The organism is Streptomyces sp. NPDC004065, from assembly GCF_044903565.1.
Lineage (GTDB): Bacteria > Actinomycetota > Actinomycetes > Streptomycetales > Streptomycetaceae > Streptomyces.
In genome coordinates this window covers 81,211-97,242 of sequence record NZ_JBJDQT010000023.1, presented here as the reverse complement: position 1 = coordinate 97,242, position 16,032 = coordinate 81,211, and the positions used below count along the sequence as shown (strand labels likewise).

General features: G+C 74.3%; 14 protein-coding genes. 5 read left to right on the top strand and 9 right to left on the bottom strand.

Going from position 1 to position 16,032, the window contains the following annotated elements; translation table 11 throughout:
- Positions 1 to 8: 8 nt before the first annotated feature.
- The 6 genes from ACI2LW_RS23320 to ACI2LW_RS23295 all read right to left on the bottom strand — a co-directional run bounded on the left by ACI2LW_RS23320 (position 9) and on the right by ACI2LW_RS23295 (position 7,558).
- Entirely contained in the window at positions 9 to 1,424 is a 1,416-nt protein-coding gene (locus ACI2LW_RS23320) for an ABC transporter ATP-binding protein (protein WP_404733141.1), read from the bottom strand.
- Positions 1,425 to 1,744: 320 nt separating this feature from the next.
- The gene (locus ACI2LW_RS23315; RefSeq protein ID WP_404733140.1) at positions 1,745 to 2,479 is read right to left on the bottom strand and encodes a class F sortase; all 735 of its coding nucleotides are present in this window, start codon (positions 2,477 to 2,479) and stop codon (positions 1,745 to 1,747) included.
- Positions 2,466 to 3,239, bottom strand: coding sequence for a hypothetical protein (locus ACI2LW_RS23310; RefSeq protein ID WP_404733139.1), 774 nt, complete (start codon positions 3,237 to 3,239; stop codon positions 2,466 to 2,468). The genes ACI2LW_RS23315 and ACI2LW_RS23310 overlap by 14 nt, the downstream gene beginning before the upstream one ends.
- Before the next feature lie 542 nt (positions 3,240 to 3,781).
- The gene (locus ACI2LW_RS23305) at positions 3,782 to 6,013 is read right to left on the bottom strand and encodes a molybdopterin oxidoreductase family protein (RefSeq protein ID WP_404733138.1); all 2,232 of its coding nucleotides are present in this window, start codon (positions 6,011 to 6,013) and stop codon (positions 3,782 to 3,784) included.
- Positions 6,014 to 6,337: 324 nt separating this feature from the next.
- Positions 6,338 to 6,955, bottom strand: coding sequence for a TetR family transcriptional regulator (locus ACI2LW_RS23300; RefSeq protein WP_404733137.1), 618 nt, complete (start codon positions 6,953 to 6,955; stop codon positions 6,338 to 6,340).
- A gap of 93 nt (positions 6,956 to 7,048) precedes the next feature.
- On the bottom strand, positions 7,049 to 7,558 hold the full coding sequence (locus ACI2LW_RS23295) for a hypothetical protein (protein ID WP_404733136.1): 510 nt from the start codon (positions 7,556 to 7,558) through the stop codon (positions 7,049 to 7,051).
- A gap of 177 nt (positions 7,559 to 7,735) precedes the next feature.
- Here ACI2LW_RS23295 and hmgA point away from each other — a divergent pair, with 177 nt between their 5' ends.
- The 4 genes from hmgA to ACI2LW_RS23275 all read left to right on the top strand — a co-directional run bounded on the left by hmgA (position 7,736) and on the right by ACI2LW_RS23275 (position 12,337).
- Positions 7,736 to 9,052 carry a homogentisate 1,2-dioxygenase gene (hmgA, locus tag ACI2LW_RS23290; protein WP_404733183.1) on the top strand — a complete coding sequence of 439 codons (1,317 nt, stop codon included), beginning with the start codon at positions 7,736 to 7,738 and terminating at the stop codon, positions 9,050 to 9,052.
- Positions 9,053 to 9,078: 26 nt separating this feature from the next.
- Positions 9,079 to 9,828 carry a GntR family transcriptional regulator gene (locus ACI2LW_RS23285; protein ID WP_404733135.1) on the top strand — a complete coding sequence of 250 codons (750 nt, stop codon included), beginning with the start codon at positions 9,079 to 9,081 and terminating at the stop codon, positions 9,826 to 9,828.
- Between the two features lie 25 nt (positions 9,829 to 9,853).
- Entirely contained in the window at positions 9,854 to 11,029 is a 1,176-nt protein-coding gene (locus ACI2LW_RS23280; RefSeq protein WP_404733182.1) for a type ISP restriction/modification enzyme, read from the top strand.
- A gap of 111 nt (positions 11,030 to 11,140) precedes the next feature.
- Positions 11,141 to 12,337 (top strand): CaiB/BaiF CoA transferase family protein, encoded by a 1,197-nt coding sequence (locus ACI2LW_RS23275; protein WP_404733134.1) that lies wholly within the window; start codon positions 11,141 to 11,143, stop codon positions 12,335 to 12,337.
- A 64-nt stretch (positions 12,338 to 12,401) separates the two neighbouring features.
- On the opposite strand, the gene ACI2LW_RS23270 is transcribed toward ACI2LW_RS23275, so the two are convergent.
- The 3 genes from ACI2LW_RS23270 to ACI2LW_RS23260 form a co-directional block, all read right to left on the bottom strand.
- Positions 12,402 to 12,668 (bottom strand): hypothetical protein, encoded by a 267-nt coding sequence (locus ACI2LW_RS23270; protein WP_404733133.1) that lies wholly within the window; start codon positions 12,666 to 12,668, stop codon positions 12,402 to 12,404.
- A gap of 115 nt (positions 12,669 to 12,783) precedes the next feature.
- Complete coding sequence (locus tag ACI2LW_RS23265) at positions 12,784 to 13,596, bottom strand: anti-sigma factor domain-containing protein (RefSeq protein ID WP_404733132.1); 813 nt, start codon at positions 13,594 to 13,596, stop codon at positions 12,784 to 12,786.
- On the bottom strand, positions 13,593 to 14,135 hold the full coding sequence (locus tag ACI2LW_RS23260) for a sigma-70 family RNA polymerase sigma factor (RefSeq protein ID WP_404733131.1): 543 nt from the start codon (positions 14,133 to 14,135) through the stop codon (positions 13,593 to 13,595). The genes ACI2LW_RS23265 and ACI2LW_RS23260 overlap by 4 nt, the downstream gene beginning before the upstream one ends.
- A gap of 213 nt (positions 14,136 to 14,348) precedes the next feature.
- Between ACI2LW_RS23260 and ACI2LW_RS23255 the strand changes: the two genes are divergently transcribed.
- Positions 14,349 to 15,893: a DUF4331 domain-containing protein gene (locus tag ACI2LW_RS23255; protein WP_404733130.1), complete on the top strand. Its 1,545-nt coding sequence runs from the start codon at positions 14,349 to 14,351 to the stop codon at positions 15,891 to 15,893.
- Positions 15,894 to 16,032 lie beyond the last annotated feature (139 nt).

Here is a 16,032-nt window from a genome sequence, read left to right as displayed (position 1 = left end):
CTCCGGGTTCACTCCTCCAGGTCGGGCAGACGGTCCGGGGACGGGCAGATGCGGTCGCCGTGCTGGTCGAAGACGAACAGGTGGGCGAGGTCGACCAGGAGCGGCACCTGCATGCCGTGGCGCAGCCGGATGTCCGGCGTGGTGCGGACGACCAGGTCGCCGGGCAGCCGCGGTTCGGCGGACGGGGCCGGCTCCGGTTCCCGCGCCGCACCCGCCCGCGCGCCGGCCTCCGCCTCGTACCCGCCCGCGCCGTACCCGGCGCCCGCGTCGTACCCGGCACCCGCGGGCGGGTCCAGCACGCCGACGGCTCCCGCGCGCAGGGCGCCCGCCCGCTCACGCAGCCGCTCCAGGACCGTGCCCTCCCGGCGGCGCCGCCGGACCGGGCGGCGGGCGGGCCGCGGGGCCTCCAGATCGGGTACGACGGCGGGGCGCGAGCCGGTGTCGAAGTGGACGAGCACCTCGTGCCCCTGGAACTCCATGTGCTCGACCAGGCCGGTGATCGGCACCTCGCCGGGCCGGGCCGAGGACGCCTTGGCGATGCGTACGGCCTCCGAGCGCAGCCCCACGATCACCTCCCGGCCCTGCTGCACGCGCAGCAACTGGTGGTCGAGCGAGAGGGGTTCGGGCAGGCGCAGGAACTGCTTGCCGAGGCTGATGGTCATCGCGCCGTCGAGCGGGGCGCGGACCACTCCGCGCAGCAGGTTGATGCGCGGGGTGCCGACGAAGGCCGCCACGAAGACGTTGCGGGGCAGCCCGTACACGGCGCGCGGCGTGCCGACCTGCTGCAGGACGCCGCCGCGCAGCACGGCGACCCGGTCGCCCAGCGACATGGCCTCGCCCTGGTCGTGGGTGACGTAGACCGTGGTCACGCCCAGTTCCCGGGTCAGCTTGGCGATCTCGGCGCGCAGGTGGTTGCGGAGCTTGGCGTCGAGGTTGGACAGCGGCTCGTCCATCAGGAACGCGGAAGGGTGGCGGGCGATGGCCCGTCCCATGGCCACGCGCTGGCGCTCGCCGCCGGAGAGCTGGGCGGGGAAGCGGTCGAGCAGGTCCTCGATGCCCAGCATCCGGGCCGTGGCGCCGACCCGGACGCCGGGGTCCGTGCCGGGAGACTCGATGCGCAGCGGAAAACCGATGTTGTCCCGGCTGGTCATGTTGGGGTAGAGCGCGAAGTTCTGGAAGACCATCGCCATGTGCCGCGCCGAGGGGGGCAGTTCGTTGGCGTACTCGCCGTCGAGCAGCAAGTGCCCCTCGGTGATCTCCTCCAGTCCGGCGATCATCCTGAGCACGGTGGACTTGCCGCAGCCGGAGGGCCCGAGCAGCACGAGGAACTCGCCCGGCGCGATGTCGAGCGACAGGCGGTCCACCACGCGGACGCCCTTGGCGTAGGTCTTGCTGACGTCGTGCAGAGAGATGGCGCGTGTCATGAGGGATGCCCCCGCAACTCACCCGGAGCGCTGCCGCTCCGCGGTCGGACGCCACGTGCGGGTCGTACGGGCGTGTGAGTCACGGAAGTTAACGGAATGTGCGCGCCCGGGGGAAGACACCGGGCGGGATCGGGCACCGGGGTCCACGAAGTGAGAAAGCGGACGCTCGGATTCAGCCACCCGCGTGGGCCAGGGTGCGCTGGACGGGGCGCACGGGCCGAGGGGGCGGGCGGTCCGCGTGCGCGGGCGGCGCGCGCGGCCCGTCCGCGCCCCGGCCCACCTGCGCACACGGCCCGTCCGGGCCCCCGTCCCCGCCGGTCTCATCGCGTCGACGTCAGGTGGGCGAAGACCACCACGTTGCTGGAGTAGCCGTCCTTGTGGGTGTAGAGGCCGCCGCAGGTGATGATGCGCAGCTCGGGGCGGCGGACGGGGCCGTAGACCTCCTTGTCGGGGAAGCGCGTCTTGTCGAAGACCCGCACCTTGTCCACGGTGTAGACGGCGGTACGGCCGTCCGCGCGCCGGGCCTCGACGTGCTTGCCGGGCGCGACCTGCCCGAGGGCGGCGAAGACGGCGGCGCCGGTCCTGGTGTCGCGGTGCCCCACGGCCACGGCCGTGCCGGACTCCCCCGGCGTGGGCCCGTTCTCGTACCAGCCGACGAGTCTGGGCTTGTCGACCGGGGGCGCCTCGAGCTGGCGGTCCTTGTCCAGGCCGATGCCGATGACGGGTGCGTCGATGCCCAGGGAGGGGACGCGCAGCGAGGTCGCGCGGGACCGGGGCAGGGGCTCCGGCGGGGGCGAGGAGGGGGCGCCGGCCGAGGCGGAGTCCTCGCCGCCGGGACCGTTCCCGTCGGAGCTGCCGCCGTCCCCGTCGTCGGCGGGGGACGTGGACGCCCGTGCCGCGGAGCCGTGGCCGGCCCGGTCCGCCGCCGGGCCCGCGTGGTGCCCCCCGCACCGGACCCCCGCCGTCACCAGGACGACCGCCAGGACGGCCGTCCGGAGCAGGCGGTAGGCGCGGGTCCGGTGCCAGGGCCTGCGTCCGCGCCTACGCGGCGCCATAGGGACGCCGGCGGATCAGCCGGAGGTACACGAGCCCGCTCACCACGACCAGCCCCACGGCCGCGGCGCCGGTCACCGGCGAGAAGGCCGCGGCCGTCCGGGCCGCGAGGCCGCCGCCACCCGCGTGCACACCGCCCCGGGGGCCGCCGGAGTCGCTCTTCCCGGCCGCGGCCGCCGTGCCGCGCTGGTCCTGGTCGCCCTCACCGCGGCCGGAGTCGTCGCCGGACCGGCCGCCCCGGTCGCCCGCCTCGCCGCGTTCACCCGGGTCGCCGATCCGCCCGCCCGGGCCCTGCCCGCCCGGGCCCTGGGCGCCCTCGCGGCGCCCGTTCTCGTCGTGGCAGTTGACGCGGAAGATCTTCTCCCGGCGCGGGGGCACGGTGCCCTCCGGGACGTTCGGGAAGATCAGCCGGTACTGCCCGTCGGCGAGCCCCAGCGGCTCGCTCTGGCCGACGCCCCCGGCGAGGGTGATCGAGCCGTTGTAGCCGTCGCCGGTGGGGGCCGGGGGCTGCGGCTCGATCCGGTAGGTGACGCTTACGTCGGCACCGAAGTTGGTGGCGTCCAGGTAGAACCGGCAGACCAGGGGATCGTCCTTCGTCACGCCGAACGGGACACCCACGCGGTGGATTCTGATGTCGCCGTTGGTCTGGGCCACGGCGGACGGCGCCGCCAGCCACGTGGCACCCGCCGCGGTCAGGGCCGTGACAGCGGCGGCTGCACCGGCGCGGGAGCCGAGGTTGCGTGGGAGTGTCAGGGTGGGCATGAGCGCTCCTCCGAGTCAGACGATTTTCATACAAATCGCTCTTTCACCTGACTCTCTTTCACGTCCGCTCCCCAGCACGGGGAACCCGGGCCCGACGCGCCGTCCCATGTCCCCCGTCCGGCCCAGCGACCCCCGCTCCCCGGACCCTCGGCTCCGGCCGCCGGGCCCGGCTCCGACCCCGGGGCGCGGCCCTCGGCCCGTGGGCCCGGGCCCGGCTGGGGCTCTGGGCCCCACCCCGGCTCCTCGCCCCCGTGGACCGGCGCGTGGCCGGACCGGGGGTCCAGGACCCGTGAGCCGGGGGCCGGGGCCGGCACCGGAGGCCAAGGCCCCCAGGGCCGGAGGCCGAGGCTCGAAAGCCGGGCCCGGGAGCCGTCCTCGGGTCCCGGAACGCACGTCCCGGGACCGGGCCGGGCTCCAGGGGCGGGAACCCGGGCCCGAGGCGGGGCCGAACTCCCCGGGGACGGGGGCCCGGGACCCGGGGTCCGGGCCCGGTTCTGCTGCCGGGAAGCGGAATCCGTGGCCGAGGGCGCCGGACGGCCGGTTCAGACCGCGGGGGTCAGTTCGACGGGGATGCCGTTGAGCACGGCGTTGCCCGAGAGCGGGTCGAGGAGGGTGCCGTCGAGGAGCTGGTTGACGTTGACGCCGGGGTCGGTCGCGGCGTGGGTGAGGCGGGTGCCCGGCCGGTCGTGTCCCCAGCCGTGCGGCAGGCTGACCACGCCGGGCCGTACGCCGTCGGTGACCTCGGCGGGCGCGGTCACCTCGCCGCCCGCGCCCTTGACCCGCACCGGGGCGCCGTCGTCGATGCCGAGCCGCCGGGCGTCCTCCGGGTGGATGTGCACGGTGCAGCGGTTGGAACCACCGGTGAGGGCGGGCACGTTGTGCATCCAGCTGTTGTTGGAGCGCAGATGGCGGCGGCCGACGAGGACGAGCCCGGTGGGGCGCTCGCGCAGGGCCCGCCGAAGGCGCGGCAGGTCCTGGGCGAGGGGGGCCGGCAGCAGTTCGATCCGGCCACTGGCCGTCTTCAGCGGCTGGGGCAGACGGGGGCGCAGCGGCCCGAGGTCGATGCCGTGCGGGTGCGCGAGCAGTTTCCGCAGGCTGAGCCCGTCGGGCCGGGCGCCGAAGCCGTCGCCGTAGGGGCCGAGCCGCAGCATCAGGTCCAGTCGCCGCTCGGGGCCGCCGGTGCCGGTGAGCAGGCCCGCGAGTTCCTCGGTGTCACGGCCGTGGACGGGCGAGTGCGGGTCCCGTACCGCCCGGCCGAGCGTCTGGGCGATCACCATGGCGTCGACCTCCGCGGGGTCGGCGCCCTGCATGCCCGTGACGGCGAGGATCAGGCGGGCCATGATCTCGGTCTCGGCCATCCGTCCGGGTTCCAGGGGGACGGAGGGGCGGGTGTAGCGGACCTGGTTGCGCACGGCCAGGGTGTTGAACGCGAAGTCGTGGTGCGGGCTCTGCGCGGGCGGCGGCGGGGGCAGGACGACATGGGCGTGGCGTGAGGTCTCGTTCAGGTACGGGTCCACGCTCACCATGAAGTCGAGGGAGCCGAGGGCCTTGTCCAGCCGGTCGCCGTCCGGGGCGGAGAGCACGGGGTTGGCGGCGACGCAGATGAGGGCGCGGACCGGCTCGCCGTCCGGCGTGGCCGTGTCGATCTCCTCGGCGAGCGCGGAGATCGGCAACTCGCCCTTCGCCTCCGGGTGTCCGCTCACCCGGGAGCGCCAGCGGCCGAGCGCGAAGCCGCGGCCGGGACCGGCGGGCCGGGGCGTTCTGTCGGTGGCCGCCTGCGGGAAGAGGGCGCCGCCGGGCCGGTCGAGGTTGCCGGTGAGGATGTTGAGGACGTCGACGAGCCAGCTGGCCAGGGTGCCGTGCGGGACGGTGCAGCTGCCGATGCGGCCGTAGACGGCGGCGGTGGGGGCGGCGGCCAGTTCACGGGCGAGGGTGCGGATCAGCGGCGCGTCGACGTCGCACGCCCCGGCCACGGCTTCGGGCGTGAAGTCGCGTATGGCCTCGCGGAGTTCGTCGACGTCCTGGACGTGCGGGGCGAGGTGCCCGAGGTCGGTGAGGTGCTCCTCGAAGAGGACGTTCGCCAGGGCGGCCAGGAGCAGGGCGTCGGTGCCGGGCCGGACGGCGACGTGCCGGTCGGCGAGCCGGGCGGTGCGGGTGCGGCGCGGGTCGACGACCGTGAGGGTGCCGCCGCGGGCCTTCAGCGCCTTGAGCTTGCCGGGGAAGTCGGGGGCGGTGCACAGACTCCCGTTGGACTCCAGCGGGTTGGCGCCGATGAGGAGCAGATGAGCGGTGTGGTCCAGGTCGGGGACCGGGATGGCGTTGGCGTCGCCGTAGAGCAGGCCGCTGGAGACGTGCTTGGGCATCTGGTCGAGCGTGGAGGCGGTGAACAGGCTCCGGGTGCCGAGGGCGGCCAGCAGGACGGGCGGGTAGAGGGCGCCGGCCATGGTGTGCACATTGGGGTTGCCGAGGACGACGCCGACGGAGTGGGGGCCGTACCGCTCGACGACCGGCCTGATCCCGGCGGCGACCGCCTCGAACGCCTCCTCCCAGGTGGCCTCCCGCAGCTCGCCGTCCCTGCGCACGAGCGGGGTGCGCAGCCGGTCCGGGTCGCCGTCGACGGCCCCGAAGGAGGCGCCCTTGGGGCAGATGAACCCCTTGCTGAACACGTCCTCCCGGTCGCCGCGCGCGCCGGTGACGCGGGTGCCGTCGATCGTGAGCGTCAGCCCGCAGGTGGCCTCGCACAGGGGACAGATACGCAGGGCGGTGCGGGTCACGTGACCTCCCGGTGGATGAGGGCGACGGCAGCCACGCGCGGGCGCCGAAGTGGCCCCGAGCATACCGACCGGTATGCATGGAGGGGACCCCCCTCACGGGAACCCGCACCACGATGTGCGGTACGGCACGCGCGGGCACCGTAGGCGCCGGGCACGCACCCCGGGGCAGCCTCCGGGCTCCGGGCAGCCTCGTCCGTCCGGGCCCCGGGTCTCGCCCGTCCGGCCTCCGGGCTCCGGGCCTCGCCCATACGACCTGCGGGCTCCGGGCCTCGCCCGTACGGGCTCCGGGCTCCGGGGGTCGCCCGTCCGGGCTTCGGGGCTCGTTCAGTCGAGGACGCGGGACAGGTAGGCCCGCAGCATCTCGCGCATCTCCTCGATGATCCGCTCGTCCCCTTCCGGGGCGACGCGGAAGGCGAGCTGGACGAGGGTGTCGGCGGTCTCCACGGCGATCAGGAACGTACGGCGCAGATCGTCGTCGGGCTCGCGGTGGAGGTAGCCGGACAGCAGGGCGGTAAGCCGGTCGGCGACCCGGCGGTTGGGCCGGGACTGGCCGGTTCCGACCGGTATCTGGTTGCCGAAGTCGACGAGGGAGAAGCCCGGCGCGGTCCGCTTCATCGCCAGGTACTCGTCGAGCACGGCGTCCATCGCGGTGCGCCAGCCCTGCTCCGCGGTCCCCTTCAGCCGCTCGGCGACCCGCTCGGTGTAGCGCTCGAGGTTGCGCTGGGCGAGCGCGTCGGCCATCGCGCGCTTGTTGCCGAAGAAGCGGTAGACCGAGCCGATGGGCACGCCCGCCCGCAGCGCGACGGCGCGCGTGCTCAGCGCGTCGTAGCCGACCTCGTCGAGGAGGTCGGCGCACGCGTCGAGGATCCTGGTCAGCCGTTCTGCACTGCGCCGCTGCACGGGCGCACGGCGTAGCGGGGTCACATGGGGCACGCCCCTCATGATGCCCAACCCCCACCGCGCGGTGAAGCGCGCCCTCCCCCTGCGCGAGCGCCCCCCACGCCCACTGCGCGCCGGGGCACCCCTGACCGCGGCCTACGCCTCCGGCACCGACGCCGTGATGTCCGCCGTGCTCTGCACGGGCCTGCCGGACACCGCCCACGCCGTCTCGTCGTCGGCGTAGAGGCGCGCCGTGACGTGGTGGGTGCCGCGCGGGACGAGCCGGGCGGGCAGGCGGTACGCGGGGCCGTGCAGGCGGGTGACGAGCCGGCCGTCGACCAGCAGGTGGGCCAGCCCCCGCCCGGCCGTGGCGCGGGCCGCCGTACCGGCCGGGGAGAAGCGGAAGCGGCGCACGGTCAGCCGCACCTCCCAGCTGCCGTCCGGCTCCGGCTGCACCTCGACGCCCACCTCGGGCGCGCCCCCGCCGTCCACCTCGCGGTAGTGCCGTCCCTGCTCGTCGGTGCGGTCGAGGAGCCGGCCCGCCGGCGCCTGCGACCGCCCCTGCCCGCTCCCCCGCCCGCCGCTCGGGCCGCACCCCGCCGGCCCGGCGAGCAGCAGGACGCAGACCGCGAGCGCGGCGGGAAGTCCGCGCGTCCACGACTTCATGCGGGGAGGGTAGAGGAGCGGTCCGCGTGGCCGGATCCCTCTCAAGTCTGGTTCGGCCCGCCGTACGCCGTCCGGCGCGAGGAGGACCGGAGTACCTCTTGCGTAGCGGAAACCGCATTCCTATGGTGTGCCATAGGAATCAGGCGGTGGCAGGCAGTGGCAGGCAAGGGAGCGATGATGAGCGGGGACGCACGCAAGACCGCGGAGGGACTGACCTATCTCTCCGGTTTCGGCAACGAGCACAGCTCGGAGGCGGTGCCGGGCGCGCTGCCCGAGGGCCGCAACTCGCCGCAGCGCGCCCCCCTCGGGCTGTACGCGGAGCAGCTCAGCGGCTCGGCGTTCACCGAGCCCCGCGCGCACAACCGCCGCTCGTGGCTGTACCGCATCCGCCCGTCGGCCGCCCACCCGGCCTTCACCCGCACCCGCAACGGCTCCCTGCGCACGGCGCCCTTCACCCAGACCGCGCCGGACCCCAACCGGCTGCGCTGGAACCCGCTGCCCGAGCCGCCGCGGGGCACGGACTTCCTCGCGGGTCTGTGGACGCTCGGCGGCAACGGCGACGTCACCCAGCGCGCCGGCATGGCCGTGCACCTCTACCACGCCAACTCCTCGATGGAGCGGGTCTTCAGCGACGCGGACGGCGAGCTGCTGATCGTCCCGGAGCGCGGCGGGCTGCTGCTGCGCACGGAGTTCGGGCTGCTGCACGCCGAGCCCGGCCATGTGGCGCTGGTCCCGCGCGGGGTGCGCTTCCGCGTGGAGCTCCTGGACGCCACCGCCCGCGGGTACGTGTGCGAGAACTACGGCGCCCCCTTCCGCCTGCCCGACCTCGGCCCGATCGGCGCCAACGGCCTCGCCAACGCCCGGGACTTCCTCGCGCCCGTCGCCGCCTACGAGGACGTGGAAGGGCCGGTGGAGGTGGTGAACAAGTTCTGCGGCAACCTGTGGACCGCCACCTACGACCACTCCCCGCTCGACGTCGTCGCCTGGCACGGCAACCATCTGCCGTACGTCTACGACCTGCGCCGTTTCAATGTCATCGGGTCGATCTCGTACGACCACCCCGACCCGTCGATCTTCACCGTGCTCACCTCGCCCTCGGACACCCCGGGCCTGGCCGGGGTGGACTTCGTCGTCTTCGCGCCGCGCTGGCTGGTCGGCGAGGACACCTTCCGGCCGCCGTACTTCCACCGGAACGTGATGAGCGAGTACATGGGCCTGATCGAGGGCGCCTACGACGCCAAGGCGGAAGGTTTCGTGCCGGGCGGCGGCTCGCTGCACAACATGATGTCGGCGCACGGCCCGGACCGGGAGACCTTCGACCGGGCGAGTGCGGCCGAGCTGAAGCCGCAGAAGATCGACGACGGGCTGGCGTTCATGTTCGAGACCCGCTGGCCGGTGACGCTCACCCCGCACGCGGCGCGCGCGGACCATCTCCAGCAGCGCTACGACGACGTCTGGCAGGGCCTGGAGCGTCACTTCCGCCCCTTGCACTGATCGTTGCCTACAGGTACGGATGGCCCGTGACCTCCTTCGCCCCGGACTCGATCGTCCTGAACCGCAAGCTGCCGCTGTGGTACCAGGTGTCGCAGTCGCTGCGCGCCTCGATCCTCGGCCGCTCGCCGCAGGACCCGCTGCGCCTGCCGACCGAGGAGCAGCTGGCGGCGCACTACGGCGTGAGCGTGCTGACGATGCGGCAGGCGCTGAAGGAGCTGGAGGACGAGGGCCTGATCACCCGTCACCGGCGGCGCGGCACGTTCATCGAGCCGGGCGTCCTGCGCGGCGCCCCGGTGCGGCTGCTGGGTTCGGTGGACGCGATCGTGGCCCAGCAGTCCGGCATGACGACCGAACTGCTGGACCACGGCACGACGCCGGTGCCCGCCGAACTCGCCGAACACTTCCCGGATCTGACGGAGGTGGCCGCCTACCACCGGCTGCGCGCGGACGAGAAGACGGGCGAGCCCACCAACCACGCCCGCAACTACGTCCGTCCGGAACTGGCCCGGCGCATCGCGGCGGAGGACCTGCTGCGGTGGCCGATGACCAAGGTGCTGCGGGACGTGGCGGGCGCCGGCATCAGCCGGATCACGGACACCGTGCAGGCGCGGCTGGCCGACCCGGAGACCGCGCGGCTGCTCCAGGTGCCGCTGCTGAGCCCGATCCTGCACTACACCGGTGTCACCTACGACGCGTCGGGGCGGGCGCTGGACGTGGCGGTCATCCACTACCGGGGGGACCGTTTCTCCTTCACCGTCACGCTCGACGCCACCTGACCGGGGCCTGGTGGCAGGCCGTACGATGCCCGGCGTGACGCACGACGACGCGATGCCGCTGGCCGATCTCATGCCGTGGTCCGTCGCACCCGTCCGGCTCGGCCGGACGTGGCCGGTGGCGCCCGACGCGGCCAGTCTGCGGGCCCGTTGGGACGCCCTGCTGAAGGCGGAGGGCGCCGGCCGGGAGGTGCTGTTCGAGCCGACGCGCTCCCGGACGCCGTACACGGCGGTCGGTCAGCTGCCGGGGCACGGCGGGGGCACGGAGCGGCTCGTCCGTGCCGCGGGCCCGTGCCCGGAGCCGGTGCGGGTGCTGGTGGCGCCCTTCGACGAGCAGTGGCTGATCCCCGACCACCGGCTGATCGACGCGGCCCGCCCCGAACTGTGGCGGGTGGCGGACGCCGGCCAGATCTTCGTGACCGCGACGGCCCCCGCCCCCGGGTCCGCGGGCCCGCTCCTGCTGGCGACGTCCCTGATACCCCTGCTGCGCCCGGACCGCGTCCGCCCGCTGTACCGCCGCCCGGGCGCCGAGGAGCCGAACCTCGCGCCCGGCCTGCTGGACCACCTGGCCGTCCGTCTCGGGGACAGGCCCACGGCGGTGGACGTTCTGGCCTGGGCGCTGGCGACGGCACGGCCCGGTCCGCACGGCCCGGCCGTCCCGCTCACCGCGGACCCGGAGCGGTGGGAGCGGGGCGTGCGGCTGGGCCGCCGGACGCTGTGGCTGATGCGCCGTGACGGCGAGCGCCCCAAGCTCCCCGGCGGCCGGCGCCCCTACGTCCGCGCCCCGCTGCCGGCCCGTCCCCTCGCCCTGCGCTACGACCGCGACGAGGAGGCCCTGTACCTGGACGAGGGCCGCATCGCGCCGGTGCCGCCGGAGGCCTGGGACTTCGAGGCGGGCGGTGTCCGGGTGCTGGAGCAGTGGTTCGCGGCCAGGACGGCCGAGGGCGCGCCCGGCACCCTGGCGGCGCTCCGCCCGGCCGCCTGGCCGCAGACGTGGACCTCCGAACTGCTGGAGCTGATCACCGTCCTGGCGCTGCTGGCCGAGGTGCGCCGGGACGGGCCCGAACCGGCCGACGCGGCCCCGATCACCACCGCCGAGCTGCGCGAGGCCGGTGTGCTGCCCGTCCCGGCCACGGCCCGCCGCCCCGCCTCGGTACTGGACCACCACGAAGAGGGCCCGGAGGGCCAGTTCGCCCTTCTCTGAAACCCCGAGGGCCGGTTCGCCCTTTTTCTCCCCGCCCCCGAGAGCCCGCACCCGGGCGCTGTGCCGGGGCCGGTGCTGACAGGAGTGGGGGGAGCGGGTCATGATCCGGCCATGGACCAGCTTCCCCTGCCCCTGGAGGGCATCACCGTCGTCGCCGTCGAGCAGGCCGTCTCCGCGCCCTTCGCCACCCGGCAGCTCGCCGATCTCGGGGCGCGGGTCGTCAAGGTCGAGCGGGTGGACGGCGGCGACTTCGCGCGCGGCTACGACACCGCCGCCGCGGGCCTCGCCTCGCACTTCGTGTGGTGCAACCGCGGCAAGGAGTCCGTGGCCGTCGACCTCAAGGACCCGCGCGGGCTGGACGCCGTACGGCGGCTGGTGGCGGACGCCGACGTGTTCGTGCAGAACCTCGCCCAGGGCGCCGCGGCCCGGCTCGGGCTGGACGCGGCCACGCTGTGCGCCGCGCACCCGCGGCTGATCGCCGTCGACATCTCGGGGTACGGGTCCGGCGGGCCGTACGCGGACAAGCGGGCCTACGACATGCTCGTGCAGTGCGAGGCGGGGCTGGTGTCGGTGACCGGCACGCCCCAGCAGCCGGTGAAGGCGGGGATCCCCGCGGCGGACATCGCGGCGGCCATGTACGCCTTCTCCGGCGTGCTCGCGGCGCTGGTGCGGCGCGGCACGACCGGGCGGGGCGGCCCGGTGGAGGTGTCGATGCTGGAGGCGCTCGCCGAGTGGATGGGGCATCCGCTGCACCACGCGATGCACGGCGGGCGGGCGCCCGCGCGCACCGGGCTGGCGCACGCCGTCATCGCGCCCTACGACGCCTACGCCACGGCGGACGGCGGGCGGGTGCTGCTGTCGGTGCAGAACGACCGGGAGTGGCGCCGGCTCGCCGCGCGGGTGCTGGAGCGGCCCGAGCTGGGCACGGACCCGGCGTTCGCGACGAACGCGGCACGGGTCGCGCACCGGGAGCGCACCGACGAACTGGTGGCGAAGGCGCTGGGCTCGCTCGGCGCCGACGAGGCGCTGCGGCGGCTGGAGGGCGCGGGCATCGCGTGCGCGCGCCTGCGGGACGTGTACGAGGTGGCGGACCATCCGCAGCTCGCCGCCCGGGAGCGGTGGCGGGAGGTGGGGACGCCGGCCGGGCCGCTGCGGGCACTGCTGCCGCCGGTCAGCCTGCCGGGCGGGGCCGAACCGCGCATGGGGGACGTGCCCGCGCTCGGGCAGCACACCGACGAGCTGCTGCGTGCCGTGGGGATGACGGGCGAGGAGATCGCAGCGCTGCGCCGGGACGGCGTGGTCGCCTGAGCGCGGGCCTGGTGGTGCTGGTGGTGCCAGTGGTGAACGGGATCCGAGGGAACGCCGGTGCCGCTCAGCGGCCGCCGAACAGCGAGCGGCGCAGCCGGCGCAGCGGCGCGAACAGCGACACCCGGCGCACCCGTGCGTCCCTGCCCGTGCGGTCGCGCACGTCACGCGCGGTCAGCTCACGCATCAGCGAGGTCGCCTCGGCCGTCTCGCGCTGCGGGAGCGCCGGTCCCGACAGCACCGCGAGATGGCGGTCGAGACGCGAACTGGTCGCGCTGCTCCCGCAGGTGATCGCAGGGACCCTCGCCCTGCTGCGCACTGTTATCTGCTCCATGTCACTCCCCACCCGTACGAGTCCACCCGGCCCGGGCAGAGTAACCCTATCGCCCCCTTGGGGCACTCGTGCATCTCGGTCACAGGATTCACCTTCCCCGTAAGGGGGTTGACGATTACTCTCCGAATCCGACAGATTTCAAGGCGAGTTGAACAATCGGCTGCGTGGTCGGCCGAGGTGACCCTCCGTCAGGTTCGACGGTCACGGCCAGTGACGTGGCGGAGCGGGTCAGACCGGAGGCGACCAGGGGCGTGTCCGCCGCGAAGAGCCCCAGGGAGCGCGGCTGTGCGCCGGGGCGCATGAGCCACAGCTGGCGCACCCGGCCGCTGGGCGGGGCGGTGTATCCGCTCAGCGTGACGACGGCTCGGCCCTCGGATGCGGAGGCGATCACTCCGATACTGTGCCCGCGCCCGTCCTGCCCGCTCGTGGCCCGTGCGTCGGGAGCGGCGAGAACGTGGGCGATCTCACGTGCCCGGTCGCGCTGGGCGTCGAGTTCGCCCTGCGTCCGGTTCGCCTGCACGGCGAAGAGCGCGGCGACGACGAGGGCCGCGGCGGCCGTCACGGTGGCGAACGGCACGAACAGGGGGCGCGGCCGGGGCGCACGGTTGCGTCCGGGCGGCGGCTGGGTTCCCCAGACGTGCGGGGGGAGTTGGGGGGTGTGCGCCCGGCCGGGCGCGGGGTCCTGCGGGGTGCTGCGCACGGCGGCCAGTACCCGGTCGCGCAGCGCGGCGGGCGCCGGGGCGGCGGCGGAGCAGGCCAGCCGTACGGCGTCCTCGGACAGTTCGCGCACCTCGGCGGCGCAGCGGCCGCATTTCCTCAGGTGCCGCTCGAAGCGGACCCGCTCGGCGGGCTCCAGCGCGTCGAGGGCGTAGGGCGCGGCCAGGGAGTGCAGGTCCTCGCGCCCGAAGAGGCGGTCGAGAAGGCTCATGCGACACCTCCCAGGCACTGGCGCAGCCGGGTCAGCCCGTCGCGCATCCGCGTCTTGACCGTGCCCAGCGGCAGCGACAGCCGCTCGGCCACCTCACGGTACGTGTAGCCGTCGTAGTAGGCGAGGGTCACGGACTGCCGCTGGAGGGCGGTGAGCCGGTCCAGGCAGCGCCTGACCCACTCGCGCTCCAGGCCCGCCTCGACCTCCTCGGCGACGTGGTCGAAGGCCGGGAACCCGGCGCGCACCGCCTCGCGCTGCTCGCGTTCGCCGGCGGCGCGGGCGCTGCGCACCCGGTCGACGGCGCGGCGGTGGGCGACGGTGAGCACCCAGGACAGCGCGCTGCCGCGCGCCGGGTCGAACCTGCCGGCGGAGCGCCAGAGTTCGAGCAGGACCTCCTGGGCCACCTCCTCGGACTGCGCGGGGTCGCGCACCACGCGCCGCACCAGCCCGTACACGGGCCCGGACACCAGCCCGTACAGCTCCTCGAATGCCTTCTGATCGCCCCCTGCCACGAGCACCAGAAGCTCGTCCGCCTCCACCCGTCTCCCCCTCTCCGGCGGCCCGCCCGCGGGCCGTTCGCTGTGCACACGGGTGCGCGCGGCGGGCGCGCACCCTTCGACGGAATACGGATCAGCGGCCCCGAAACGCGGGTCGAGCAGGGAAAAAGAAAATTTCCCCGACCGACCAATCCGCCCGCGCAGCCTCTCCGAATGCCCGAGCGACAGGCAAGTCGGCACTGAGGACGGAACGGCATGACACCTTTCTCCAGTCTCTCCGGGGACCGTGCGGGACGCAGGGGCCTGGCGTCCCTGATCTGCGGCGCGCTGGCCGCCGGGGGCCTCGCGGCCGCCGGCGTATCCACGCTGGAGCCGGGGGCGGCCTCCGCCTCCAGCCACCGCGAGGCCCCGCTCATCTCGGGCACCCCGCAGTACGACAACACGGACGTGTACGCGTTCGTCAGCCCGGACAAGCCGGACACGACGACGATCGTGGCGAACTGGATCCCGTTCGAGGAGCCGGCGGGCGGCCCCAACTTCTACACCTTCGCGGAGGACGCCCAGTACGACCTGCACGTCGACAACAACGGCGACGCGCAGAGCGAGCTGATCTTCCGTTACACGTTCAAGACGCACGTCAAGAACAAGAACACCTTCCTCTACAACACGGGTCCGGTGAAGAGCATCGACGACCCGAACCTCAACGTCACGCAGACGTACGACATCGACCTCATCAAGCTGCGCCACCAGAAGCTGGTGTCCAAGACCCGGCTCGCGGACAGCGTGCCGGTGGCGCCGTCGAACGTGGGCAAGGCGTCCATGCCGGACTACGGCAAGCTGCGGTCCCAGGCCGTGCACAAGACGGCGAGCGGCGCCTCGACCTTCGCCGGGCAGGCCGACGACCCGTTCTTCCTCGACCTGCGCGTCTTCGACCTGCTGTACGGCGGGAACCTCTCCGAGGTCGGCAACGACACGCTCAAGGGCTACAACGTCAACACCATCGCCCTCCAGGTCCCCAACGACATGATCCGCGAGTCCGCGCACCAGCCGGTCGTCGGCATCTGGTCCACCACCCAGCGCAAGAACGCCCGCGGCGGCTGGAGCCAGGTCTCGCGTCTGGGCAACCCGCTGGTCAACGAGGTCGTCAACCCGCAGAAGGACAAGGACAAGTTCAACGCGTCCGCGCCGTGGGACGACGCGCAGTTCCTGAAGAACGTCACCAACCCCGAACTGCCCAAGCTGATCGAGCAGATCTACAAGATCAAGGCGCCCGCCGAGCCGCGCAACGACCTCGTCAACGTCTTCCTCAAGGGCGTCAAGGGCCTCAACCAGCCCCCGAAGGTGCGCCCCGCGGAGGAGCTGCGCCTGAACACCTCGATCAAGCCGGCCGCGCATCCCAAGCGGCTGGGCGTCCTCGACGGCGACAACGCGGGCTTCCCCAACGGCCGCCGGCTCACCGACGACGTGATCGACGAGGCCCTGCAGGTGATGGAGGGCGAGCTGGTCGGCGCCAAGAACGACCTCGGCGACGCGGTGGACGAGAACGACAAGAAGTTCGAGAAGTACTTCCCGTACGTGGCCGAGCCGACCTCCGGCTCGCGCGGGCCGCTGGCCAAGGGCACCAAGAGCGGCACGGACGTGCGCAGCCAGCTCGGTGACGCGCTGCGGCCGGCGGGCGCGTCGGCGGGCACGGACAACACGGTGCTGATCGCCGGTTCGGCGGCGGCGGGCGCGGCCGGGATCCTGCTGATCGGTACGGCCCTCGCCTGGTGGCGTCGCCGGATGCAGCGCCCGTACTGACCCACTCCCCCCTGACTGGCGCGGGCCGCGCGCACCCCACCCCCCCCGCGCGCGGGGCGCGCCCCCCCCAACCGTTGGGGAACAACCCCGGGACGCAGGTGAGGGGAGGGGCCGCCGGCAAGGCCATACCCCACCGGCG

Coding starts and splice junctions, on each gene's coding strand:
- ACI2LW_RS23265 (WP_404733132.1), bottom strand. CDS start 13,596: ATGAGCCTTCTCGACCGCCTCTTCGGGCGCGAGGACCTGCACTCCCTG.
- hmgA (WP_404733183.1), top strand. CDS start 7,736: ATGAGCGGGGACGCACGCAAGACCGCGGAGGGACTGACCTATCTCTCC.
- ACI2LW_RS23300 (WP_404733137.1), bottom strand. CDS start 6,955: ATGAGGGGCGTGCCCCATGTGACCCCGCTACGCCGTGCGCCCGTGCAG.
- ACI2LW_RS23255 (WP_404733130.1), top strand. CDS start 14,349: ATGACACCTTTCTCCAGTCTCTCCGGGGACCGTGCGGGACGCAGGGGC.
- ACI2LW_RS23310 (WP_404733139.1), bottom strand. CDS start 3,239: ATGCCCACCCTGACACTCCCACGCAACCTCGGCTCCCGCGCCGGTGCA.
- ACI2LW_RS23320 (WP_404733141.1), bottom strand. CDS start 1,424: ATGACACGCGCCATCTCTCTGCACGACGTCAGCAAGACCTACGCCAAG.
- ACI2LW_RS23280 (WP_404733182.1), top strand. CDS start 9,854: ATGCCCGGCGTGACGCACGACGACGCGATGCCGCTGGCCGATCTCATG.
- ACI2LW_RS23295 (WP_404733136.1), bottom strand. CDS start 7,558: ATGAAGTCGTGGACGCGCGGACTTCCCGCCGCGCTCGCGGTCTGCGTC.
- ACI2LW_RS23275 (WP_404733134.1), top strand. CDS start 11,141: ATGGACCAGCTTCCCCTGCCCCTGGAGGGCATCACCGTCGTCGCCGTC.
- ACI2LW_RS23315 (WP_404733140.1), bottom strand. CDS start 2,479: ATGGCGCCGCGTAGGCGCGGACGCAGGCCCTGGCACCGGACCCGCGCC.
- ACI2LW_RS23270 (WP_404733133.1), bottom strand. CDS start 12,668: ATGGAGCAGATAACAGTGCGCAGCAGGGCGAGGGTCCCTGCGATCACC.